Genomic DNA, 25,523 nt, shown 5'->3' with positions numbered 1-25,523 from the left:
CTTTATTAGATAAGCAAATCGAATTGAATTCCTCTGATTTATCATCGTATTTGAATAGCTATGAGTTCCATGCTTCTTTTATAGCTATCTTAGATGACTCGCTTACTCTACTTACCTTTTTGGCCTGTGTTGCATTTGTTGTTATTAAAGACAAGCAGGCCTTTAGGTACTCTTTTTTGTGTCTCGTTTTTTATATTGTCGGTGCTTTTACCTTTGAACCAATAAAAGCATTTGATGACGACAAGGTTTACCGTTACATACTCTGGGCACTTAATGACATTATCTTTATTGCTATCGTGGCGTATTGGGCATTAAAAGACAAAATGTACATGTGGCAAAGTATTATGGTTCAGCTTGTCGTATTACCAGCGCCTCTTCTTCAACTGTTCCGTTTGGTCGACAGACATTTAATGGATCTGAGTTACTCTACTTATCTATATAAATCAGTGTTACCAATTGTGAATACAGTCACTGTGGCATTGTGTTTTGTGCCTTTATTATGGCATTTTGGGCAAAAGCTCAAGTGGAAAGATAGGTCCCTCAAGAGCTAATGCAGCCAGTATACCCACCTGCGAGTTTACAAGTCGATGTCTGATATTTGTAATTGGGCATTTGAGTCAGAAAACGTCAATAATCCAGATACCTGTACTGAGGTTTTGTTTCCTCTTTGATCTGGTAGGGACACTTTTGTTAAGTCAAACTTGCAGCTTTCCAATCCCGTATCTTGGCTGAATCCTGCCGTTAGGCAAAATGTTTCTGTATTAATGCCCACAGTTTGTGTTTCACAGTATGACGGGTCTAGTGTTGCCAATGCCGAGCTGGCAACCTGCTGTAGTGATAGTGAAATATCAAATTCGCTCTGATTACAATTCAGTATGATTGGGTTTAAATTCGTCTCGACATCACCAAGGGTGATAAGGTTGTTGTCTTTATCTCGATAATGAATGGTGAGATTTGCATTGTTCAGTGGCATAGATACTTTTTCTGGTTGGCCTTTAGAACGCCAGTCAGTCAAAGAAGCTATGTCAGGTAGCCCAGCCTTAAGTTTAAATTCGGGCGAGTAATAATAAAGCTCCCCCTTTTTAAACGACGCATTGTCATCCCCTTCCCATGTTTCGGCGTTAAGTGAACCAAAAACACTGGCTGCTAATAAACAAAGCGTTTTGTCAGAGGTAAGTGTATGGGTTGCGCCCAGCGAACGATTGTCCGAATAAAACCGGAGCTCGGGTTTGGATTGTAGTCGTTCGCCTTCTACTTGCCAAAACACACTGGAGAATTCGAACTTGTTGAGTGAACGTTCGGCGCTAAAATTGGCACCACAATCGCTCCCTGAACTTGGTGTCTGAGTATCGGGTGTGTCTGGTGTCGTACTGTTATCCCTCTGCAGCGGTGTGTCGTTCTCACCGCCACACGCCGTGAGAAATAGTAATGGCACAATTGCCAATGTCGCCTGTTTCATACTTCACTCCTTTATGACTAGCCACATTATATACATTGGTGAAAGAGAAAATCGAGAATAGATTTGTAAGAAAGTAGTCGCAATTGGTTTGTTTTCGTCGGAGAAGCTCGGTGAAGAGAAATACAAAAAATACAGTTGTAACAGCGGAGTTTAAGCGCCTTATAAAGGCGCTTAAACAGGCATACTATTAGCCTAGCGCGGGTATCACCCCAAACATCTGTAGGCATTGTGCAGAAATAATAAGTACGCCACATAAACCGGCGCAGGCGAGCCCAATGTTGCCGCCACGTACTTGATACCCCGCAGTATTGTCTTTACGCTGCTGCCAGACCATGGCAACAGGTAGGAAAATAGCGAGCACAACCAATGCAATGGCCGCGTACCCTAGCGCCATAATAAATCCTTGGGGGTAAAAAAGTGCAAAGCCAAGTGGTGGTATAAACGTTATCAATGCCGTTTTCACTCTATCCATGCCGTTATTGTTTTGTTTGAAAGCATCGGCAAAGAAATCAAATAACCCCAGACTCACGCCCAAAAAGGATGTTGCGAGTGCTAAATCAGCAAAAATCGTGACAAAGGTATGTACTCTAGTGCTATGCGCGATACCTGAAATCGCGTTAACTAAGCCCTGTAGGTTTTCACTTTGGATCAGTGCCTCTTGAGCCATGATACCTTGACTCAGCAACTGCCAAAAAACGTAAATAGTCAACGGTAACGCGGCACCGGCGATCATCACGCGACGTAAGGTTTTAATGTCTAATCCGACATATTTAACGATAGAGGGAATGGAACCATGGAAGCCAAATGAGGTAAAGATGACCGGGATGGCCGACAAGATAAGCCCCTGTTCAATTGGCATATTTAATAAATGTTGACCGTGAACATAAGGTGTTAAAACGAAAAACAAACTCGCAAGCACAATAATTTTAATTGTGAATAATACTCTATTTAGTTTATCTACGGTGCTGGTTCCTAGCGCAACAATGGTTGCGACAACGACGGCGAGAACAACTGAGCCTATTTGCGGCGCTATTTTCACACCGGCTAGGTTACTGAGTTTTTCTCCTAATTGGGAGCCGCCACCAGCGATATAGGCGGCACACAGGGCATAAAATAAAAACACCATAGAGAAATTGGCAATATATTGCCCTTTGGTCCCTAATATTTGTTTGGCTAAGGTATTTAATGTGGCTTCCTGATTTGCAAATTGGTGGACTTCAAGCATGAGCAGGGCGGTATAAGTCATTAACAACCAAGTTGCGATAATTAAAATGAGCGAAGTGGTGAATCCGAGCCCCGCGGATGCAATTGGCAGAGCGAGCATACCTGCACCAATTGTGGTGCCTGCGACAATCAGCATACTGCCCAGTGTTTTATTATTAAGCACAAATTGCCCCTATATTTGTGAGAGAAACAGGCACAATATAACGGTCTGAACAAAATTGAAATAGTTTGACCGAAAATCAAAGTAAAGGATTGTAATTTATGTCTTACAAAAGTTAATTTATTTTGTTTTTAGTGAAGATAACTTGTTGTTAGATATGGCGCTCTCTGGAGCGGTTTTGATTTAGTTTAAAAATAAAAAAGCCAGCAAAGGCTGGCTTTCAATTTAGTGTACGATTCGGCTGTACTGGGGTTTACGCGTCATCTTCGACTAGCGTCATAAGCGATGTGTTACCGCCAGAAGCCGTTGTATCGATACTGATTGTCTTTTCGGTAACAAGACGTCCCAGTAACGTGTCGTAATATTCTGCGCTAATAACAGGCAGAATTGCACCACTGCGTGCGGCAAGCTGTGTGCTGACATAGCCTTTACGCTCACAGCCATTTCCTACGACAGCACCTGCTAGGTGTTCGTGTGCAAGCAGTGCTGGAAGCTGGTTAAGCTTAGCAACCTGAAGTACGCCTTCTGCCACACCACTGCTCAATAGCTTGTCTCTAAATGCAATTGCCTCTTCATGGAATAAGTCAGAAACAACGGTGATTACGGTGTTACCGGCTGCTAGGGCAGTAATGACAGACAATACCCAGAAGTTAAATGAGGTATCTTTGTCTGCATAACAGACAACACAACCACGAGCTTCGTAGCGAAGCGTGTTTGATTCGCCTGTCGGGCCTGGTAATTCAATCACCGTATCTAAACGCTTTTCAACACGAATAAGTTGCTCACGTGCATCGGCAAGCGTTTTGTTTAAGTCATCAGCAAGCGTATCAAGGATCTCAACTTTGGCGAGCTTAGCAAGGAGCTGACGTACTACAGATACACGGCTGTTTAACGGCATGGCACGCCACGCTTTTTCGTCGCGTTTTGAGACATTCATCATACGTGAAACTTGCTCTTGTGCGCCTTGATAAGCTGCGATCTCTTCGTTATCAGCTTTAACATTCGTCGCTTGGACGTTTTGTTCTGCTTGGTTTTCTTTTACCAAACGGGCAATGTAGTTTGGACCACCTGCTTTTGGACCTGTACCAGATAGACCGCGACCACCGAACGGCTGCACACCTACCACGGCACCAATCATGTTACGGTTGACGTAGATGTTACCTGCTCGAGATAGCTTAGCTAGATATTCTGCTCGCTCTTCGATACGCGTGTGGATACCCATTGTTAAACCAAAGCCTGTGCTGTTTACTTGGTCAATCACATTATCGATATCACTGCCTTTAAAGCGGATCACGTGAACACACGGGCCGAATACTTCTTTTTTCAGCACGGAAAGGTCGCTAATTTCATATAAGCGTGGTGCAAAGAAGAAGTGACCCGTATCTCCCATATCAGGCAGTGAACACTCATAATGCAGTGTTGCATTGCCTTTTAGGTATTCAACGTGCTCATTGAGCGCATTTAGCGCTTTTTGGTCAATCACAGGGCCTACGTCAGTAGATAGGTGCGCTGGGTCACCGATGTGTAGCTCTTTCATTGCGCCTTTGATCATGTTGACCACTTTGTCTGCGATCTCTTCTTGTACAAACAGTACTCGTAGTGCAGAACAGCGCTGACCTGCACTTTGGAAACCGGAAGAGATAACGTCATCAACAACCTGCTCAGGCAGTGCTGTTGAGTCAACGATCATACAGTTTTGACCACCGGTTTCTGCGATGAGTGGTACTTGATCACCGCCGCGCTCAGCCAATGTTTGAGAAATACGTGTGCCCGTTTCAGTCGAACCGGTAAACATCACTGTTTGAATACGTGTATCAGGAACGATGTGCTTACCAACTTCACTTCCACGTGCGATAACTGGCTGTACGATGCCTTTTGGTAAACCTACCTCTTCCATTAGTTCGATTGTGCGAAGCGCAACCAATGATGTTTGCTCAGCAGGTTTTGCGATAACGGTGTTACCAGTCACAATAGCGGCAGCAACCTGGCCTAGGAAGATGGCCAGCGGGAAGTTCCAAGGGCTGATACACAAGATCACACCGCGCGGACTAAAGCGCTCATCAAGAGCAAGCTCTTCAGCTTTTGCTGCGTAGTAACGACAGAAATCAACGGCTTCACGGACTTCATCGATGCCGTCTTGCGTGATTTTACCCGCTTCTTTGATACACATCGCGATAAGCTCGTCACGATGACGCTCAAGCACATCACCTGTACGACGCAAAATCTCAGCGCGTTCATTGACTGATGTTTGCGACCATGTCGCGAAAGCAGATTCAGCATTTGCCACAAGTTGCTTCATTTCGTCAGCGTCTTGATGGCGAATAGAACCAATCACCTCATCGTGATTGGCTGGGTTTAACACCGCTTCATGACCTGCTGGGACATCTGAAGCCGTCATTAAGTTGTCCTCAACCCACTTCTGTAAGTTGTCTCGCATTGGCGTGATGTGATTAATATTGGTTAAATCTAACCCTTTAGAATTATTACGCTCTTCACCATAAAGGTCGATAGGCAGTGTGATCTGCATGTTGCGTTTATGCTTAACACGCTGGATCTTTTCTACCGGATCTTCAAGGAGTGACTCAACAGGCATAGACTCATCAACAATCGCATTTACGAATGATGAGTTTGCACCGTTTTCAAGGAGACGACGAACGAGGTAAGCAAGTAAGTCTTCGTGCTGACCAACCGGTGCATAAACACGGCATTGTACTTTATCTTCTGTGACAACTTGGTTGTACAGTGAGTCACCCATACCGTGTAAACATTGGAACTCAAAGTTATTGAATTCGCCATTGGCCAGCTCAAGGATAGTGGCAGCAGAATATGCGTTGTGTGTTGCAAACTGAGGAAAAATCACATCACGTGCGTTCATGAGCTTGACTGCGCATGCTTTGTAAGAAACGTCGGTGGTTGCTTTGCGCGTAAACACAGGGAAGTCTTCAAGGCCATCAGCTTGAGTGAGTTTAACTTCAGTATCCCAATAAGCCCCTTTTACAAGACGTACCATCATCTTGCGACCAACTCTGCGGCATAGTGCTTCAAGCCAATCAATGACCCAAATAGCACGCTTTTGATAGGCTTGCACAGCAAGACCGAAGCCATTCCAGTTACCTAGCGCATCATCAGAGAATACCGCTTCGATGATATCAAGTGAGATATCCAAACGATCGGCTTCTTCAGCGTCTACTGTGAAATTAATGTCGTACTGTTTTGCAGCCAGTGCTAATTCTTTAAGTTTAGGCACAAGCTCCGCAATCACACGGTCGCGGTGCGTAAACTCATAACGAGGGTGAATGGCAGATAGTTTGACAGAAATACCCGGACTCTTAATTGGACCACGGTTGTTGGCTGCTTTACCAATCACGTGAATAGCTGTCATGTAGCTGTTGAAGTAACGCTCGGCGTCAGCCATTGTGCGTGCACCTTCACCTAGCATATCGTATGAATATGCGTAGCCTGTGGCCTCTTTCTCTTTCGCGCGCTCAAGTGCAGCTTCAATGGTGGTGCCCATTACAAACTGCTGGCCCATGATCTTCATCGCATATTGCACTGATTTACGAATAGCTGGCTCACCAATACGGCCCATCGTGCGTTTTAGTAAACCAAATTGCTCTTCTTTGTTTTTATCAGCGTAGTTGACCATTTTACCAGTGAGTAACAGGCCCCAGCTCGACGCGTTTACAAATAGTGAATCACTATTACCTAAATGCGAGCTCCAGTCACCTTTGCTAAGTTTGTCGCGAATTAACATGTCTTGTGTTTGTGCATCTGGTACGCGCAAAAGTGCTTCAGCCAAACACATCAGTACAACACCTTCTTCAGAAGACAGTGAGTACTCTTCTAATAATGCATCTACGCCGCCTTGACCATGTTGGTCTTTACGGATATTTAAAACCATTTGACGAGCACGTTCCCATGCGCGAGTACGAGCAGAAACACCGACTTCAGCAAGCGGTAAAATGTGATCGATGACAGTTTCTTCATCAATGCGGTAGAAGTCACGGATCTTTTGACGGATCGGACACTGGGTTGTTAAATCGCCTTGAAATAGCATAGGTTAAACCCTCAATATAAAAACCTAAGTACTACGAAGACAGCACGTGTCTTCTACAGCTCAAAGAGCAAGCTGCTGTGTAAATTTTCGGTGGTTAAATTTTAGTCCCTCAATGATAAGAAACAACTTTGCCCTTATCCTAGGAACGCCATAGAATTTGAGAGCATTGTATAGAAGAACCAGCAGAATATGCTGTTCTATTTTGACTAATTACGGTAAATTTGTGGGTATATTCACATTCACACAGAACTTTATGCTGTATGACCACATCAATTAAGACTCGAGTTTTAGACCGCATCGACGTAGCTATATTAGAAGAGCTGCAAAAAAACGGCCGTATTTCAAATGTTAACCTTGCAAAAGCGGTTAATTTAAGCCCCAGTCCCTGTCTTGATAGAGTAAAAAAACTAGAATCCGAAGGGTACATAGAAGGGTATACAGCACGGTTAAATGCGGAAAAATTAGGTCAGAAGTTAGTTGCGCATGTCGAAATCACCTTGAAAAGTTCAACTGAGTCAGTTTTTGACACATTCAAACAGCATATAATTGAAATACCGCATGTCGTATCTTGCGACATGGTTGCTGGGGGATTTGACTATTTATTAAAGATCCGTGTATCGGATATGCATCAATATCGAGAAGTTTTGGGTCAAATTGTGGAAATACCCGGAGTAGGGACTAATCATACCTATATGGTTATCGAGCATGTAAAGCAGGATGCAGGTGTAAAAATCTTGCCAAATTGTTAACATTTAATTCTTGTTTATCCTTTTTATTTATGAAAAATCCATTTTTTATCATGTTTTATTTAATAGTACTCACTATACAATAAAGTACTGATGATGGGGCGTTAAGTACCTGTTTCTTACCAGTTTATTTTTTAAGGGTATGTATATATTCGTTTTTTATTTGTTTTTATTATTCCTAGATCATAAAAACTGATAAAAATAAATTACAGCGCATTACAGTTGTACCTATTTTATTACTAGCTTAATTTGGATCAACAAAAGTTTAACTATTGTTAAATTTGGGCTTTTTTTTGGCAATTATTTACCCTAATCTGTTATAGAATTTGGCAAAGTAAGGTAAAAAAATGACAACAGCGACGCGTACAAAGGATATTACGCCTTTAGACTCAATCCAATTTGAAGTACTTATCGATGATACTCCCGTCACAGCCTGCGAAGGTGAAACAGTCCTGTCTGTATTGCAAGCGACAAATATGAAGCGCATCAGTGAAAACGATCGACAAGTCGTCACTGGCGCTTATTGCTCTATGGGGGTTTGTCATTGCTGTCATGTAAAAGTTAACAAGCAACACAAACAACGGGCTTGTCAAACTTTGGTACAGCCAAATATGCAAATTGAGACGCTCAGCAATCGCTTTAAAGAAGAGGGGTTGGGTAATGGTGAAATCTAACCCAGTCGTAATCGTCGGGGGGGGTCCATCTGGGACTGCGGCCGCGGCGATGCTCGGAAAGTACCAAATCCCATCGATCATTGTTGAAGAGGCGCCAAAAATAGGCGGCGTGATTTATCGGGGCCCACTGCGAAAAACGGCTTCGGTACCTCATCTAGATGACAATCTGCAACGTGCAATGAGTGCGCTACGCACCCGATATGAAAATAATCGGCATTTGATAGATCTTAAATTACAGACTCGAGTGCTCGGTCCTGAAGGTAAGCAGCAATTATTACTAAGCGAGAATGGTGAACTTACCACGCAAGGATACAATGAGTTGATACTGGCGACAGGCTGTCACGAGCGCAGTGTTCCTTTTCCCGGTTGGCAGTTACCAGGTGTGATGCTGTTAGGGGGTGTACAGCTGCAAATCAAAAGTGGTTTGGTGAAGCCTGGAGCAAAAATGGCGATCGTAGGCACTGGCCCATTGCTGCCGCTTGTTGCATGTCAATTACACAAAGCGGGCGTTAATGTTGTAGGTGTCTTTGAGGCGAGCTCATTTAATAAGCTCGCCAAGGAAGCCGTTGCACTGCTTAATAAGCCTAAATTAACGCTCTCTGGATTGAGTATGATGGGGTATCTTAAAAAGCATCAAATCCCTTTTTATTATGGTCATGGCATTGTTAATGCGCAAGGTAGCGAGAAATTAGAGCGCATCACCGTTGCGCCTTATGATGAGCAGTGGCAAGCAGATCATCGCCATACGCAAACCATAGATGTGGATGCCATCGGCGTAGGCTATGGGTTTGTTGCACGTACGCAGTTGGCCATGTTACTTGGTGTTGAGCATAAATATACAAAAGTAAGTGGTTACGTACCTAAGCTAGATAGTAACTTTCTCAGTAACCAAGACAACCTGTATGTAGTGGGAGACAGCAGTGGCTTGCTGGGCGCTGATGCTGCTATTTGCGAAGGTCAGATTGCGGCAATTGATATTGCCTTACAGCGAGGAGCTGTCACGACGAGTGTGGCACTAAAAGAGAAGCGCAAGGTGATGCGTAAACATGCTCGTATCGCACGATTTAGATTTGGTTTTGATCGCTTTAGCGAACGACAAGATGGTTTGCTTAATTTGGCACAAGATGACACCGTGGTATGCCGTTGTGAGCAAGCCACCAAAAAGCAACTCGATGATGCAATTGAGCAAGGGGTAAAAGACCTCACGACGTTAAAAATGCGGACGCGAATTGGTATGGGTGACTGCCAAGGAAAGACTTGCAGTAGTTATGCGTTAGATTTATTGCACAAAGCCGGTCATCAACAAAATTCAAAAACAGGGGTAATAAAACCTCGATTCCCTTTGGACCCAATCCCCTTTACTTTTATGGAAGAAATATTAGATGAGCAAATATGATGTCATTATTGCTGGTGGCGGCGCTATCGGCGCTGCATGTGCCTACTTTTTAAGCCGTGATACTGAGCTTAAGGTTGCCTTAGTTGACATAAAGAAGCCGGGTAATGCATCCCGTGCCTCTGCTGGTGGGCTTTGGGCGATAGGGGAGTCTGTTGGACTCGGTTGTGGTGTGATATTTTTTAAAACCTTATCAAAGCTCCAAAGTGAAGCGCAAGGTGAAGAAATACCCACAATGCGTCCGCACCAATTACCAGATTGCTTCTTTGAACTGGCATTGAAATCTAACGCGATGTATCCAGACCTCTATGAAGAACTTCGTACTAAGCATAATGTCGACTTTAAATTTGAACGGACAGGGCTCAAGTTTATTATGTATAACCGCGATGATGAGTTATACGCCGATCAGATTGTCAGTGGGATCCCCCACCTGAGTGATCAGATCCGTTGGCTGAATGCTGAGCAGCTAAAAGCGGAAGAACCTTACGTCACACCTGACGCAATTGGTGCCATTGATTTTAAGTGTGATCATCAAGTAAATCCTTATCGTCTTGTCGAAGCGTATACGGAAGCTGCAAGACAAAATGGTGTGGAGTTGTTTTTACACACTGAAATTGAGCAGGTCATACGTGAAGGGAACAAAGTACTGGGGTTAAAAACGGCGGCAGGGGAGCTACGCTGTGATACTGTGATCAATGCGACAGGTGCTTGGGCAAACACGATATTTAAGCAAGCAACAGACTTGGATATGCCTGTTTATCCAGTCAAGGGCCAGATCGTACTTTCTGAGCGCATGCCTAAGATCCTCAATGGCTGTATCAGTACGAGTGATTGTTATATTGCGCAAAAAGATAATGGAGAAGTATTAATTGGCTCTTCCACAGAAGAAAAGGGATTTGATACCACCAATAGCCTAGACAAGATCCAAGAATTATCGCGTGGGGCGATGAAGTGTTTGCCTATCTTAAATGAATCTAATATCAAGCGCTGCTGGGCTGGACTTAGACCGGGTACGCCAGACGAATTGCCTATTTTGGGAAAAGTACCAGGTATTGAGGGATACCTTAATGCGTGCGGCCACTTTAGAACGGGGATTTTAACGTCTGCCATCACAGGTAAATTAATGACCGAACTGGTGACCGGCCAGCCCACCTCCCTAGATTTAACCCCATTTAGCGTGACTCGCTTTTTTGATAAAGCGTAGAAATTAACACCACTGAGATGGCTTACGACGATCTATGTAAGCCATCTACAAGGCCATTCCACTTCCTTACTATCACTTAATAGCGGTTTTTTGCTTTTTATCGCATGAAACTGACATTATCTCTGAACTTGTTATTATGTAACAGTACTAGCTAAACACGAGAATATAATGAAAATAAAGCATTTATTTGCAGCGGTGGCTGCGGTGCTTGCGCCATTAGCGAGCCCAATGGCAAATGCCTATAGCACGGAAGATACCCGTTTATTGAGGTTTCCTGACATTCACAAAACGCATGTTACGTTTGTATATTCAGGCGATATTTATGTCGCTGACACAGAAACAGGTAAAAGCACACGCTTAACCGATCATGTCGGCTTTGAAACATTTCCAAAGTTCTCTCCTGATGGCGAAAAAATCGCGTTTTCAGCCGAATATAACGGCAGTCGCCAGATTTATGTGATCAATAGAGATGGTTCAGGTCTAAAGCAGCTAACTTACTACAATGATGTGGGCCCAATGCCGCCAAGAGGTGGTTTTGACTACCGTGTACTTGACTGGACGCCAGACGGCAAGCACATTGTTTTTCGCGCCAACCGTACTCCTTGGGGTAAGCGCATGGGGCGCCCATACATGGTGCCTGTTGAAGGCGGCCTAGAGCAGCCACTTGCGATCCCTGAAGGGGGCGGCGGTATGCTCTCTGGGGATGGCAGTAAGTTTGTTTATACGCCGATTGACAGAGAGTTTAGAACTTGGAAGCGCTCACGCGGTGGTCGTGCGCAAGATGTATGGGTGTATGACCTAGAGCAGAACACCTCTAAACAGCTGACAACTCACCGTGCAACTGATCAGCAACCAACGTGGGTTAATGACAGTATTTACTTTGTGTCAGACCGAGACTATACACTCAACCTTTACAAATACCGTGAAGGAAAAAAGCCAGTAAAAATGACGGATCACACCGAGTTTGATGTGCTTTGGCCATCTGCCGGTCCAGATGCGATTGTGTATGAAAATGGCGGTTACTTATATCGTTTTAATGAAGCGAATAAGATGACTGAAAAACTGACTATTAACATTGACGGTGTCCGCAAGTATGCGATGCCCTACAGCAAAAATGTCAGTAAATTTATCGACTCAATGGACATTTCTCATGATGGTAAGCGCGCGATCTTCACAGCCCGTGGTGAAATATTCTCAGTGCCCGTGAAAAATGGCCCAACCCGCAATTTATCCCATACGCCAAACGGCCGTGAAATTGCTGCATCTTGGTCGCCAAATGCACGCTATGTCGCTTACTTGAGTGATGCCACAGGTGAGTACGAGATCTACCTAAAAGATCGTGCCAACGATAACCAAGTTAAACAGCTTACAGACAATGGCACAATTTGGCGCTTTGAGCCAATTTGGTCGCCAGATAACACCAAACTCTTATTTGCAGATAAAGATCACATTGTTTGGTTATTAGACGTTAAAACAGGTAAGTTGACTAACATTGATCGTGGCCTGCATGACGAGAACAGCATCACTCAATATACGTGGTCACCAAACAGTAAAGACCTAGTTTTCGTTAAAAATAACGAGAACCGCTATGCCTCACTGTGGCACTACAATATTGAAAGTAAAAAATTAAGCCGTCTGACAGATGATATGACTTCGGAGCGAAACCCAACGTTCTCTGAAGATGGCCAGTATATCTATTTTACCTCTGAGCGTGATTACAATCTGGCATTCAGTTCATACGAGTTTGATTATTTATTTAACAAAGCGACACGTATTTACTCAGTGGCGGTGAATGATTCGATCGACCCAATTAATACGCCGAAAAGTGATGAAACGCGCATTGTTAGTGATGACAAGAGCGAGACCGACACAGCCGATTTAGATACCAGCATTCAAGTTGATGGATTTATGGACCGCGTGGTATCACTGCCCGCTCCTGCGGGTAACTACCGAGCATTGACGGGCGTTAAAGGCGGTGTACTAACCCTGTCAAGCGGCGCACTTAAGCTGGTTGAAAACAAAATCGATGGCAAAGTTAAAACGGTTGCCAAAGGCGTCAGCGCATATAAAGTATCTGCAAATCGAGAGCATGTTATTGTGCGCGCTGGAAATAAATACAGCGTAATCAAACCAAAAGCCAAGCAAGATTTGAAAGCGAACCAGCTTGATCTAAGCAAAATGAACTTGAAGATCGATCCGCGTATCGAGTGGTCACAAATGTACACTGAAGGGTGGCGTACATTGCGTGATTGGTTCTATGACGAAAATCATCACGGTCAGGATTGGGATGCCATCTTAAAGCGCTACCAGCCAATGGCGGATGCCGCGGCACACCGTACAGATATTGATTATGTACTCAGTGAAATTGCGGGTGAGATCAACGCAGGTCACATCTATGTGCAATCTGGAGATGAACCAAAGGGTAAGCGTAAGAAACACGGTCTATTGGGCGCAGAAGTCGCCAGTCATCGTTCAGGCTTTGTGACTATTCAGCACATTTTCAAAGGTGAAAATTGGCATGAGGACTTCCGCTCACCGCTAAATGAAACGGGCGTGCGTGCAAGTGAAGGTGATTTCATCCTCGCCGTCAATGGCCGTAACGTCAATGAAGTGAGCAACTTCTACGAACTACTGGAAAACACCCAAGGTGAGCAGGTCGAGCTTATCCTAAGTAAATCTCCAAGTTTTGAAGACAGTTGGAAAGTCAGCGTTAAACCTGTGAAAAGCGAAATTGGTCTGCGCTACTTACAATGGGTTGAATCTCGTAAAGCTTACGTCGAAGCGCTTTCTGGTGGCCGCATAGGTTATGTGCACTTGCCCAACACGGCGTACGAAGGCAACCGTTCAATGTTTAAGAATTTCATGCCTCAAACGACCAAAGATGCGCTGATCATCGATGATCGTTACAACGGTGGTGGTTTTATTCCTGAACATGTGATCACATGGCTTGCTCGTAAACCGCTTAACTATTGGAAACGTCGTGGCGTAACACCAACGAAAACCCCTCAGTTTGCACATGATGGACCGAAAGCCATGTTAATTAATGGCTATTCAAGCTCAGGTGGTGACGCGATTCCTTACTATTTCCGTCAAGCAGGGTTAGGTAAGTTGATCGGCACACGCACTTGGGGTGGCCTAATCGGTATTTCTGGTAACCCACGTTTGGTTGATGGCGGCCAGGTCATTGCTGCGACTTTCCGTATTCTTGATAACGACGGTAACTGGATCATCGAAAATGAAGGTGTGGTACCTGACATCGAGGTAATCGATCGTCCTGAACTTATCCAAGCGGGTAAAGATCCATCTGTTGAGCGTGCGGTTAAAGAGCTATTAAAAGAGCTTGAAGAGAATCCGAAAAAGGAACTCACTGTGCCGCCAGCACCGACGAAGTTTATTGACTAAGGCCGTTTAGTCAGTTAATAAAATAAATCATTACAAAGGGGGCATAGCCCCCTTTTTTATTTAAGGAACACGCATGAAAATAGTATTGATCACTGGGGGAAGTCGCGGTATTGGCGCTGCGAGTGCAAGATGCTTAGCTACCCAAGGGTATGCGGTTGCGATTAACTATAAGTCGAATCATCAAGCTGCTGAGGAAGTAAAAAATGATATTTTGGCTGCTGGTGGAAAAGCTGCGCTTTTTCAGGCTGATATTAGCGATGAGCAACAGGTCGTGGCAATGTTCAAGACGATCGAAACGCGATTGGGGCGGGTCACACACCTCGTTAATAATGCGGGTGTATTGCAAGCGCAAATGCGCGTCGAGGAAATGAGCGCTGAGCGCATCAATTGGATGTTGACACAAAATGTGACACCGTATTTTATTTGTGCACGGGAGGCGATTAAGCATATGCGGGACGCAAGTTATCCAGCAACCCGTTGTGCCATTGTCAATGTCTCTTCTGCAGCTTCTTACTTGGGAGGCGCAAATGAATATGTAGATTATGCCGCTGCAAAAGGTGCCGTAGACAGTTTCACCAAGGGGTTGTCATTGGAGCTTGCGCCAGAAGGGATACGTGTGAATGGTGTGCGTCCAGGTTGTATTTATACAGATATTCACGCGGATGGCGGAGAGCCAGACAGAGTTGATAGGGTTGCTAAGTTGCTGCCATTACAACGAGGTGGTACTGCACAAGAAGTTGCCAATGCGATTGCTTGGTTATTAAGTGATGAGGCGTCCTATGCGACGGGTACATTCATCGACTTAGCGGGTGGGAAGTAAGTATTGAGATTATTTTATTTGCTCGAGAGCAGGGGCTAACCTTCAGTTTGCATCACTATCAATGGGGTGGAATAGAAAGAGGATGAGGTGTAGCTTGATAGTGCTCTAAGAAAGCGGTACTCCATTGTCAGTTAAACAAAAATGGATAAGGCGTATTCTGATTACGCCAGTTGCAAACTTTATTGCATTAACCAATCTTGTACTTGATGTAGGTTTTGCATTGATGCTCATTAGTTAATGCAAATACGCAGGCAGAAATAGAAGGCAGGTATGTTGACTGTGAGAAAGTTATTGCAACTCAGGAGCGTTGAACGATACATCAGTAGAGCGTTCACAATGAAATTAGACTTAGTGCCAGATACAAAAATTAGACCTTGTGTAATAGTTGTGGCAGGGCATCAGCAGTGCTTTAATAAAGTTGTGAGTTACATGTAATGAAAGCCCTGTATCAAATACTGGCAGTACTCTATTTTACCATTGTTTTTATACTTTTTTCTTTATCATTGAAAGTGCCTACAATGATATGCCTCACGCTAGCGATGTTTTGTTTCGCATTGTACTTGTATGAGTTTAAGACCAAGCTAGCTGCTTTCTATAGCATTCTTGTTGTACTGTGTATGCGTTACATTTGAAGTGGTGACCTTCTGCCATAAACAAATTGAAGTAGTGTATTTATGAACACGTTTTAAAATTTAAAATGTCAGTTGTGACCTTCGGATATCTTTAACTTTAGGGCAGTTAAGCAATGCGGGCTAATATAGGCTCAACCCCTCACTTACTTTAACACCCCCGCAATTGTTGAGGCTTATTCACGTCGTTTTAGTTGTATCATCTTTTTTGTCTTTTTGATCAGAGCGAGTAATGATTTGGTCTATCTTGGGCACCAAATCTACCATAGCTTATTGTGGCCATAATAAGCTATGGCGTGAAGGTTATACATCATTATCAATAAAATCTTAATTATGTTTCCTCATTTGTGGTTGTTATCAAATTTTGCGATGAGAATTACTATTAAGTTTGGAAAAAGCCAATGTGCTCTCATCAGCTCAATACACAGGAGTAAGCGTGGTAAGTCATTGTAAATTAATTTTAATTGGTCTGTTTTTATTCAATAGTCACATTGCAAGTAGTAAAGAGTCAGGCATACGTACTGTAGACCATCTCCAGTGGACGCCACTGAACCCCTTACGTGGAGAGGCTAGCCCGCAAGCAGCCGACTTGTGGGGAGATCGTCAAACAAGTGGAAGCACAGGCTTTTTAGTCAAATTTAAACCCGGCTTTATTTCACCTCCTCATATTCATAATGTGAGCTATAGAGGAGTTGTTATCAAAGGCTTAGTACATAATGATGATCCAGATGCACAAAACATGTGGCTTCCGACAGGCTCATTTTGGACACAGCCAGCAGGCGAAGCGCATATTACCGCGGCGAAAGACAAAGAGAATATTGCGTACATTGAGATAGACAGCGGCCCTTATCTTGTACACCCAAAATCACAAGCATTTGATAATGGCGAACGTGCAGTTAATGTTGATCAGTCAAATCTAGTTTGGCTTGATGCGAATGACATCAAGTGGATTGATGCTCAACAAGATGTGCAGCGAGCATTTTTATGGGGGAGTACCTCTAATGGCCAATTAAATGGCAGTTTTATTAAGCTTCCCGCAGGCTTTGAAGGACAACTTAAAAGTGAAGGCAGTATCTTTCATGCTGTGATTATCCAAGGCTATTTAAAGCATGTTAAGCAAAAGTCTACGCTTGCCCCTGGAAGTTATTTTAGCCATACACGTGAAGGGGAACATATTGAGGTGGTCGATGACGAGGTCGTAATTTATGTTCGTACCAACAGTAAACTGCAAATATTGAGTAGCAAAAAGTAATAAGGAAAGCTTGAATATGATTGCTCTCTCATCAAACTCATCGTTAATTTACTCACTATGCTGAGCATGTTGTACAACGCTGTACTGTTAAAAGTACACTGGTTTTTGGGCTCTAGACGAGCCCATTTTCAGTGCTTTAGGTCTTAACCCCTGGTAGTAAGCAGTCATTGGGAATGGGCTATCAGGTATTTATAGTAATAACTTGTGCTAAAGAGTTTGCCTGATTCATCGGATACATAATAGGGAATTTGTCCAACTTTGCTATACCCAATTGCATGATAAAAGCGCTCAGCTTTGTCGCCGCTTTGAGTATCTAGCACTAAAAGCTGAATGCCTTGTTGTCGTGCTTCTGACTCAACATATGCCATCAGCTTTGACGCATATCCTTGGCGATGAGAGCTTGGCTGGACGAGCAGCTTTTCGACTTCAGCACGGTGACGACCATTTTGTTTATGACATAATGCCAACTGCACAGTGGCTTGTACTTCTCCTTTGTCATATAAAATATATAACAGTCTTTGGTTGTGACTGACCTCTTTTGCAACAGTGTGCCAATAGGAACACAGCAAACCTGTCGCTGTGGACGCGTAAAAACCCAATGATGCCCCTTGTTCAATGCAAGCCTTTAATAAATTGTGCAGCACTTGAAGGGTCGTGGCGTCGATGCATGCAATACGTTTAATGGTTATCACTTTGTCACCTTGCGCTCTAATACGGCTATATGTGCATCAACATCAGTGAGCTGCTTAAATAGATGACTGCGCTTTAATTGTAACTGAGCCAATTGTTGTGCTTGGGTCGCATTATGTACCCGAATGGCTTTATATAAGCGCTGTTGAGAAATATGGCATGACTTGGCGCTCTCGCTAATACTGAGCCCTTTTTCATTGACCATATGTATTGCGCGGAGTAAATTATCTGGCATGTTTGCGGTCACTATATCCATGGGAAGCCCTTCTTCACTTGTTAGAATAATCACAAGAAGAAAGATTAGTGCCAAGAATAAATGCGTTTTAAAATCAGTTTGTTAGGTTTTTTGTTGATGCTGATTTGGGTCATAAAGGTGCTGTGTTTCTAAACTTGCACCAAAATGGGGAATTTGATAGGGGATGGGCAATGTGGTATTGCCCATAAACAACATGTTAGAAGAATGCTTTTTCCATTTTAGAAGACAGGTAGTTTCTGACATTGCTAACAAAGACCAACGTTAACAGTAAGCCCACAAATAACCAAACAGGTGTATGTCCGTGTTTACTAAAGAAACTATGGCCGGATATCAGTTTTAATTCTGTACTGAGCACCTCGCTAGTAAACTGCGGAATCGTAATTTGTTGTTGAGATAGCGGGTCAAATACGCCACTGATACCATTGTTGGTCACGCGTACCATCGGTCTTTGCAGCTCTAACGCACGCATTCGTGCTATTTGCATATGTTGATGCGGGCCATGCGAGTCACCGAACCATGCATCGTTACTCACCGTAAATAAAATATCTGACTCTTGGGTGTAATTACCACGTACAAGTTCGCTAAAAGCAATTTCATAGCAGATAGCAGGTAGCACATGTATCCCGTTTGCTACCAAGTTACTTTGCACCGCATCACCGCGTGAAAATGAAGACATTGGCAAATCAAACAGTGGGGCGAGTGGCCTCAGTAAATCCTCAAACGGGACAAATTCACCGATGGGAAGTAACTGGTGCTTTTGGTAGCGATTGCGGTGAAGGTAACGATACTGGCCATCTTTGTCATCATGCTGTTTTTTGCCAAGGACAATAAGGGTGTTGTAAACATTGCGCGTATCAAACTGGTAATCCGGAATACCCGTAATCAAAGCCGTGTTATTAAATGCAGCGGCCTTATCTAAATTGATTAAGTAGTCAAACGCATAGTCTTCAATCTCAGGTATCGCGGCTTCTGGCCATACAACCAAGTCAACATCGGCCCAATTAGGCCTAGTCATATCTTGGTATTTTGACATGGTGGGCCAAAATTGTTCAGGGGCCCAGCGCAAACTCTGTGCAATATTACCTTGCACGAGCAAAGTTTTAAGCTGCTGACCACTGTATCGAGTATCTGTATTGTGCGTGCTGTAAAGGCACAGTATCACGACGGGAGTGAGAGCAGCGAACACGCTTTTGTAGTGTTTGTATCTAAATAACCAATAACCGATATAACCAAGCGTAACACACAGCAGGGTTAGGCCAAATTCACCTACCCAAGGTGCAAGATAATTGAAAGGAGAATCGGTGAGGGTATAGCCAAAACTGAGCCAGGGAAAGCCTGTCAATAGGGCACCGCGTAGATATTCTGTGGTAGCAAAACCACTGATGAGTAAAGCCAGCCGTTGCCAATGAGATTTACTGTAGCGGTTAGCGAATGCAAACGCTAAAGCGGGATACAGTGCTAAATAAGCACAGAGTAGGGCCATTGCAAGTAAAGAAAGGGCAATCGGTAGCCCACCAAATTGCGCAATGGAAACATGTACCCAACTAATGCCTAATGCAAACCAACCAAAGCCAAATAAAAAACCATATTTAGCAGCTTGTTTGGGGGAAGGTTGATCGGTGACATAGGCCGCAATGGCGAAGCATATAAACGTTAAAGGCCATAAACCAAAAGGCGCGTAGGCAAAAGTAAGCGCACAGCCAGCGAACAATGCCAGCCATGCGTTCTTATCTTTACATAGGGTAAGGAGCTTATTCAGTTGTGTCTTCAACATGCTCAGTTTTAGGTACCGTCACTTGCAATTGCAAGATGCGGCGGTTATCAGAGTTAGTCACTTTAAACTGAAGAGGCTCGACATCTATCGTTTCCCCCTTGCTTGGCATATGACCAAACGCGTGCAGAATGATGCCACCGATAGTATCGGCTTCTTGTGTGTCGTAATCTGTTTTAAAGAACTCGTTAAATTCATCCAGTGGTGTGAGTGCTTGTACATTAAACACATGCTTTGAAAGCTGTCGAATATCTTGTTGTTCGTCTTCGTCGTCGTGTTCGTCTTCAATTTCACCAACGATGGTTTCAAGAATATCTTCGATAGTTACTAGACCGGATACACCACCATACTCATCTATGACGATAGCCATGTGGTAGCGTTTTTGTCTGAATTCATTCAGTAGAGTATCAACCCGTTTACTTTCGGGTACTACAATAGCCGGGCGCAAGTACTCTCTTATAGCAGGAAGTGCGCCATTGCGCTTGAGTATCAACGGTAAAAGATCTTTTGCTAGCAATATCCCTTCGACGTGGTCTTTGTCTTCACACACCACGGGGAAACGAGAGTGACTCGACTCGACCATAGCTGGTAGCTGAGATTCTAAATCCTGTTCAACATCCAGCGTTATCATTTGAGAGCGAGGGATCATGATATCGCGCACTTTAAGCTCAGAAACGCTTAAAACGCCTTCCATCATGTCTTTCGTCTCAGGGTCGATAAGTGCTCGTTCTTGAGCGTCAGCAATGACTTCTACCAACTCTTCTTTGTTTTGGGGTTCCCCTTGCAGCATCTGCGTGATGCGTCCAAGCCAGTTTCTGCTAGAAGAACCCTGGCTACTTTGCGAGTTATCGTCGCTCATTGTAGTCTTATACTCCAATTAATTAATATCGTCCCGATACGGATCTGCAATACCCAAATCGGCTAAAAATTCTTTTTCTAGACTTTCCATTTCCATGGCGTCTTGTTCATTTATATGGTCAAAGCCCAACAAATGCAAGCAACCATGGATGACCATATGTGCAAAATGATCGTGGAAAGTTTTTTCCTGTTCTTGTGCCTCATGAAAAACCACCTGAGGACAGATAATTAGATCGCCAACGAGCGGTAACTCAATACCTGGTGGCGCTTCAAAAGGAAATGACAAAACATTCGTTGGTTTGTCTTTTCCTCGGTACTGGCTATTGAGCTCTTGGCTTTCAGTCTCATCTGCGATGCGAATTGTGACTTCAGCGTATTCTCTATACGGAAGCAATGCTTTTTCGGCCCAGTTCTGAAACTGATTCTCTGTCGGCAAGTCATTGAACTCGCAAGCAAGCTGTAAATCGACATCGACACTCATGACTCCGGACCTTGTTGCTCTACAGCTTGTTGTTTAGCTTTTTGTTTGGCCACTTTTTCTTGACGCTCTTGCTCTTCTTTCGCTTCATACGCTTCCACAATTCGTGCCACAACAGGGTGACGCACAACATCATGTGACTTGAAGAAGTTGAACGAAATTTCATCTACATTACTGAGCACTTCGATTGCATGACGTAACCCCGAGCGGGCACCACGCGGTAAATCTACCTGTGTGATGTCTCCGGTGATCACTGCTTTAGAATTGAAACCAATACGGGTTAAGAACATTTTCATTTGCTCTGTTGTCGTATTCTGGCTTTCATCAAGAATGATAAAGGCATCATTTAAAGTACGTCCACGCATATAAGCAAGAGGGGCAACTTCTATGACATTTTTTTCGATTAAACGTTCAACTTTTTCAAAACCCAACATCTCGAACAATGCGTCGTAAAGCGGGCGTAAGTATGGATCGATCTTCTGCGTTAAGTCACCTGGCAAAAAGCCCAGCTTTTCACCTGCTTCGACCGCGGGACGTGTCAAAAGAATACGTCTAATTTCTTGACGCTCTAATGCATCAACAGCGGCGGCTACCGCTAAATAGGTTTTACCAGTACCTGCTGGGCCGATACCAAAACTGATATCATGAGTCAGAATATTTGCCACGTATTGGCTCTGGTTCGGGTTTCGCGGTTTAACAACACCACGACGTGTTTTGATAAACACTTCTTTTTCCCAAACGTTTGGCATATCTTGCTCAAGGCAATTTGCTTCAGTGATCGCTAAATGAACGTGATCGGGCTCAATATCTTGTGCTTTGCCTTTTACTGGCTGAGTATCAACGTATAGAGACTTTAAAATATCAACCGCAGCCTTCGCTGTGACTTGATTACCTGTCACCTTAAACCAATTGTCTCTATGAGCAACCTCTACCCCAAGTCGGCGCTCAATTTGTTTTAAGTTATCGTCAAAAGGGCCACAAAGAGAAGAAAGGCGGTTGTTGTCGGCAGGTTCTAGATAAAACTCAATATTTTTTACTTGGTTGCTCAAAATGACTTCCTAAGATTGAATGCGCCAGCAAGGAGCTGGCGCAAAACGTTCGTTCTATGGCGTAAAGGTCGCAACACCTAACTCATTCGCTTCAGGTTCCGATGGTGCGCGATTTAAAATATCGGATGGTGCGACATCTCGGCGCAAGTCCATTTCGGACTCTGTTCTGATCAACTCACCACGCAGGGAGTTTGGTAGTGCCTCAGTAATACGTACATCTACAAATTGTCCGATCACTGAGTGTGGACCTTCAAAGTTAACTACGCGATTATTCTCGGTACGACCACGAAGTTCCATAGGGTTCTTTTTAGACGGGCCTTCTACCAAAATGCGCTGTTCTGTATCAAACATTTTACGGCTAATATCTTGCGCCATTTGATTGATGCGATTTTGCAAGATATATAAGCGCTCTTTCTTTTCTTGCTCTGGTACATCGTCAGGCAGGTCTGCTGCGGGTGTACCCGGGCGTGCAGAATAAATAAAGCTAAAGCTCATATCAAAGCCAATTGCATTGATAAGGTTCATGGTTTCTTCGAAGTCAGCTTTAGATTCACCAGGGAAGCCGATGATGAAGTCTGAGCTCATACTCAGGTTCGGGCGAACTTTGCGTAATTTCCTGATGGTTGATTTGTACTCCAGCGCAGTGTGACCGCGTTTCATTAAGTTAAGTACACGATCAGAACCACTCTGAACTGGCAGGTGTAAATGGTCTACAAGTTCCGGTACATCTTTGTATGCTTCGATAATATCTGGTGTAAACTCTACAGGGTGCGAGGTGGTATAACGAATACGGTCAATACCATCAATTGCCGCAACATAACGCAATAGATCTGAGAAGTAGCAGATTTCGCCGTCGTGCATTTCACCGCGGAACGCATTGACGTTTTGGCCCAATAGGTTTACCTCACGTACGCCCTGTTCAGCAAGTTGTGCGACTTCTAGAATAACATCATCTAGAGGGCGGCTCACTTCTTCACCACGGGTGTACGGAACAACACAGAAAGTACAGTATTTAGAGCAGCCTTCCATAATTGACACGAATGCCGTTGGGCCTTCCGCTTTTGGTTCAGGCAAACGGTCAAACTTCTCAATTTCAGGGAATGAGATATCAACAACTGAACCTTCTTTGCTTTGCACCTGCTTTATCATTTCAGGTAAACGGTGTAATGTTTGTGGACCAAATACGATGTCAACAAATGGTGCACGTTGACGGATTGTGTCACCCTCTTGTGAGGCAACGCAGCCACCCACACCAATTACTAAGTCTGGATTATCTTCTTTTAATAACTTCCAGCGACCCAATTGGTGAAATACTTTTTCCTGTGCCTTTTCACGAATTGAACAGGTATTGAGTAGGATCACATCCGCCTGCTCAGCTTCTTCTGTTAGCTGATAGCCATTGGTGGAATCAAGTAGATCCGCCATTTTCTGGGAGTCATATTCATTCATTTGACAGCCCCAGGTTTTGATATGCAATTTTTTACCCATTGAAATAAAGCCTCGTTTTCAATTCGATGATCAGCACAACGCCTCGTCAGTTTAGAAAATACCCCAACAACCGACTTACACTTACTAAAATAGCTTAAAAAGAGGCGTATTTTATATGACCTGTAGTCACTAGCCAAGTATAGATTTCATCTTTCAAAATAGGGATCAATGACGGCTGTAATTATTCGGCTACAATCGACGTGAGAGATCTTTTTTGTGGGATTTACGATACAATGTATATACACCAAAAAATGTAGGCAAATTTATGAAAAATAACGTGTTGATAGTCGGTGGTGGCATGGTCGGCGCAGCAGCTGCGGTTGAACTAGCTCGCCAAGGTTGCCAAGTCACCATCATTGAAAATAATCCGATAGAAGCAAGCGCGATACTTGGGGGCGACCAAGTAGATATTCGAGTATCGGCGATCAACCGTTTTTCGGAAGCGCTACTTGATAAGCTCGGTGCAATGCCTTTAATCAGAGCAAGTCGCCATGCTCCATATCACCAATTGGAAGCTTATGAGCAAAATAGTGAACATCTATTGTTTGATAAAGACGAAGTGTCTGCATCGCATTTGGGACATTTAGTCGAGAATAATATTATTCAGGCAGCGCTGTGGGCACAGTTTGAAGCGCACATGATTAACGTGGTAAAAGTCAGCGATGCCCCTATTGCCGTTGAACAGCATCTCAGCAGTATCGAATTAGTATACCCCGAACAGCGCTTTTCTGCCGATTTACTCATTGCGGCAGATGGTGGACGTTCGCAGCTAAGAAGTCTCTCAGGGATAGGTGTAACTGGGTGGCAATACCAGCAGCACTGTATGGGGATTTTGATAAAACTCGATGCGCCACAGCAGGTAAAAACTTGGCAGGAGTTTAAACCAACAGGTCCAATTGCATTTTTGCCGATGCAAGCTCCCTACGCGAATTTAATCTGGTATCACCACAGTTCAGAGCTAAAGCGCTTACAAGGGTTATCAAAAGCTGAGCTGAAGGAAGCTGTACTTGAACACTTTTTTGAGCTACCAGGAGACTTTGAGATTGAACACAGCGCCGTATTTCCACTTGCGAGACAGCATGCCAACCAATATAGCATAGGTCGGTTAGTGTTGGTTGGGGATGCTGCACACACAATTAACCCGTTAGCGGGGCAGGGTGTTAATCTCGGTTTTAAAGACGTTGCTGCACTGGGTGGGTGCTTGTTAGGTTGTGATGATGTGGGTGAACTTGCCAGACTACACCAATATGAAAAAATGCGGCGTAAAGACAACTTACTTATGATGAGCATGATGGATGCGTGTTATTTTGGATTTTCTAACGAGTTAAAACCGCTTAAGTCACTTCGCAGTTTAGCATTGAAACTGGCGAATAATGCAGGGCCACTTAAAAGAGAAGTCTTAAAGCATGCAATGGGTGGCAGTTTTTAATGGTATACCACACAAAATAACAGGGAGCCACAGTGCTTCCTTTTTTATTGTTTCTGATCTGTTATTAGGATTGGTAATTAAAAATAGTTTAACGCTGAGATAGAAGGCTTAAATTGCAATTGAATGGATAAAAAAAGAATGAAACAGAGATATAAAAAGGAAGAGATAAAAGTATTTTAAACATGGTGCGGAAGGAGAGACTTGAACTCTCACATCCGAAGATACTGGAACCTAAATCCAGCGCGTCTACCAATTCCGCCACTTCCGCAATGTTTAATTATTATCTATAGAAGATAATTGGCTGGAGTACCAGGATTTGAACCTGGGAATGGCGGGATCAAAACCCGCTGCCTTACCGCTTGGCGATACTCCAACTAGGTAGTCAATTATTTTAGTTCTTATCGAGAACATGGTGCGGAAGGAGAGACTTGAACTCTCACATCCGAAGATACTGGAACCTAAATCCAGCGCGTCTACCAATTCC

19 protein-coding genes and 2 tRNA genes are annotated in these 25,523 nt (G+C 43.8%); 9 read left to right on the top strand and 12 right to left on the bottom strand.

Going from position 1 to position 25,523, the window contains the following annotated elements; translation table 11 throughout:
* Positions 1 to 23 precede the first annotated feature (23 nt).
* A complete protein-coding gene (locus tag L1286_RS22065; protein WP_235409206.1) occupies positions 24 to 551 on the top strand; it encodes a hypothetical protein in 528 nt (175 codons plus the stop codon).
* A 26-nt stretch (positions 552 to 577) separates the two neighbouring features.
* Here the strand turns inward: L1286_RS22065 and L1286_RS22060 are convergent, their stop codons facing one another.
* The 3 genes from L1286_RS22060 to putA all read right to left on the bottom strand — a co-directional run bounded on the left by L1286_RS22060 (position 578) and on the right by putA (position 6,900).
* Positions 578 to 1,459 (bottom strand): hypothetical protein, encoded by an 882-nt coding sequence (locus L1286_RS22060; RefSeq protein ID WP_235409205.1) that lies wholly within the window; start codon positions 1,457 to 1,459, stop codon positions 578 to 580.
* Positions 1,460 to 1,646: 187 nt separating this feature from the next.
* Complete coding sequence (locus L1286_RS22055; protein WP_235409204.1) at positions 1,647 to 2,846, bottom strand: aromatic amino acid transport family protein; 1,200 nt, start codon at positions 2,844 to 2,846, stop codon at positions 1,647 to 1,649.
* Between the two features lie 250 nt (positions 2,847 to 3,096).
* Positions 3,097 to 6,900 (bottom strand): bifunctional proline dehydrogenase/L-glutamate gamma-semialdehyde dehydrogenase PutA, encoded by a 3,804-nt coding sequence (gene putA / locus L1286_RS22050; RefSeq protein ID WP_235409203.1) that lies wholly within the window; start codon positions 6,898 to 6,900, stop codon positions 3,097 to 3,099.
* 260 nt (positions 6,901 to 7,160) lie between these two features.
* Between putA and L1286_RS22045 the strand changes: the two genes are divergently transcribed.
* From L1286_RS22045 to L1286_RS22015, 7 genes are all read left to right on the top strand, one after another.
* On the top strand, positions 7,161 to 7,649 hold the full coding sequence (locus L1286_RS22045; RefSeq protein ID WP_235409202.1) for a winged helix-turn-helix transcriptional regulator: 489 nt from the start codon (positions 7,161 to 7,163) through the stop codon (positions 7,647 to 7,649).
* Between the two features lie 344 nt (positions 7,650 to 7,993).
* Complete coding sequence (locus L1286_RS22040; protein ID WP_235409201.1) at positions 7,994 to 8,320, top strand: 2Fe-2S iron-sulfur cluster-binding protein; 327 nt, start codon at positions 7,994 to 7,996, stop codon at positions 8,318 to 8,320.
* Positions 8,307 to 9,716 carry an FAD/NAD(P)-dependent oxidoreductase gene (locus tag L1286_RS22035; RefSeq protein WP_235409200.1) on the top strand — a complete coding sequence of 470 codons (1,410 nt, stop codon included), beginning with the start codon at positions 8,307 to 8,309 and terminating at the stop codon, positions 9,714 to 9,716. The genes L1286_RS22040 and L1286_RS22035 overlap by 14 nt, the downstream gene beginning before the upstream one ends.
* Entirely contained in the window at positions 9,703 to 10,917 is a 1,215-nt protein-coding gene (locus tag L1286_RS22030; RefSeq protein ID WP_235409199.1) for an NAD(P)/FAD-dependent oxidoreductase, read from the top strand. Before L1286_RS22035 ends, L1286_RS22030 begins: the two co-directional genes overlap by 14 nt.
* A 168-nt stretch (positions 10,918 to 11,085) precedes the next feature.
* Positions 11,086 to 14,319: a S41 family peptidase gene (locus tag L1286_RS22025; protein WP_235409198.1), complete on the top strand. Its 3,234-nt coding sequence runs from the start codon at positions 11,086 to 11,088 to the stop codon at positions 14,317 to 14,319.
* 73 nt (positions 14,320 to 14,392) lie between these two features.
* Complete coding sequence (locus L1286_RS22020) at positions 14,393 to 15,139, top strand: SDR family oxidoreductase (RefSeq protein WP_235409197.1); 747 nt, start codon at positions 14,393 to 14,395, stop codon at positions 15,137 to 15,139.
* A gap of 1,065 nt (positions 15,140 to 16,204) precedes the next feature.
* A complete protein-coding gene (locus L1286_RS22015) occupies positions 16,205 to 17,020 on the top strand; it encodes a DUF4437 domain-containing protein (protein WP_235409196.1) in 816 nt (271 codons plus the stop codon).
* Positions 17,021 to 17,184: 164 nt separating this feature from the next.
* Here L1286_RS22015 and L1286_RS22010 read toward each other — a convergent pair whose 3' ends face one another.
* From L1286_RS22010 to miaB, 7 genes are all read right to left on the bottom strand, one after another.
* Positions 17,185 to 17,712 carry a GNAT family N-acetyltransferase gene (locus tag L1286_RS22010; RefSeq protein ID WP_235409195.1) on the bottom strand — a complete coding sequence of 176 codons (528 nt, stop codon included), beginning with the start codon at positions 17,710 to 17,712 and terminating at the stop codon, positions 17,185 to 17,187.
* Entirely contained in the window at positions 17,709 to 17,966 is a 258-nt protein-coding gene (locus L1286_RS22005; protein ID WP_235409194.1) for a hypothetical protein, read from the bottom strand. The genes L1286_RS22010 and L1286_RS22005 overlap by 4 nt, the downstream gene beginning before the upstream one ends.
* A gap of 196 nt (positions 17,967 to 18,162) precedes the next feature.
* The gene (lnt, locus tag L1286_RS22000; RefSeq protein ID WP_235409193.1) at positions 18,163 to 19,740 is read right to left on the bottom strand and encodes an apolipoprotein N-acyltransferase; all 1,578 of its coding nucleotides are present in this window, start codon (positions 19,738 to 19,740) and stop codon (positions 18,163 to 18,165) included.
* A complete protein-coding gene (corC, locus tag L1286_RS21995; RefSeq protein ID WP_235409192.1) occupies positions 19,718 to 20,596 on the bottom strand; it encodes a CNNM family magnesium/cobalt transport protein CorC in 879 nt (292 codons plus the stop codon). Before corC ends, lnt begins: the two co-directional genes overlap by 23 nt.
* A gap of 18 nt (positions 20,597 to 20,614) precedes the next feature.
* Entirely contained in the window at positions 20,615 to 21,076 is a 462-nt protein-coding gene (ybeY, locus tag L1286_RS21990; protein WP_235409191.1) for an rRNA maturation RNase YbeY, read from the bottom strand.
* Positions 21,073 to 22,122 carry a PhoH family protein gene (locus L1286_RS21985; protein ID WP_235409190.1) on the bottom strand — a complete coding sequence of 350 codons (1,050 nt, stop codon included), beginning with the start codon at positions 22,120 to 22,122 and terminating at the stop codon, positions 21,073 to 21,075. Before L1286_RS21985 ends, ybeY begins: the two co-directional genes overlap by 4 nt.
* Positions 22,123 to 22,176: 54 nt before the next feature.
* A complete protein-coding gene (gene miaB / locus L1286_RS21980) occupies positions 22,177 to 23,610 on the bottom strand; it encodes a tRNA (N6-isopentenyl adenosine(37)-C2)-methylthiotransferase MiaB (RefSeq protein WP_063358990.1) in 1,434 nt (477 codons plus the stop codon).
* 265 nt (positions 23,611 to 23,875) lie between these two features.
* Here miaB and L1286_RS21975 point away from each other — a divergent pair, with 265 nt between their 5' ends.
* Entirely contained in the window at positions 23,876 to 25,039 is a 1,164-nt protein-coding gene (locus L1286_RS21975) for an FAD-dependent oxidoreductase (RefSeq protein ID WP_235409189.1), read from the top strand.
* Between the two features lie 183 nt (positions 25,040 to 25,222).
* Here L1286_RS21975 and L1286_RS21970 read toward each other — a convergent pair.
* Both L1286_RS21970 and L1286_RS21965 read right to left on the bottom strand, forming a co-directional pair.
* Positions 25,223 to 25,307: transfer RNA gene (locus tag L1286_RS21970), tRNA-Leu, on the bottom strand.
* A 30-nt stretch (positions 25,308 to 25,337) separates the two neighbouring features.
* Positions 25,338 to 25,412 (bottom strand) — tRNA-Gln (locus L1286_RS21965).
* Between the last annotated feature and the right edge of the window lie 111 nt (positions 25,413 to 25,523).

The organism is Pseudoalteromonas sp. SMS1 (genome assembly GCF_021530565.1).
Classification (GTDB): Bacteria; Pseudomonadota; Gammaproteobacteria; order Enterobacterales; family Alteromonadaceae; genus Pseudoalteromonas.
Note: the sequence above shows the minus strand (reverse complement) of the source record. Positions and strands in the feature narration are given on the sequence as shown.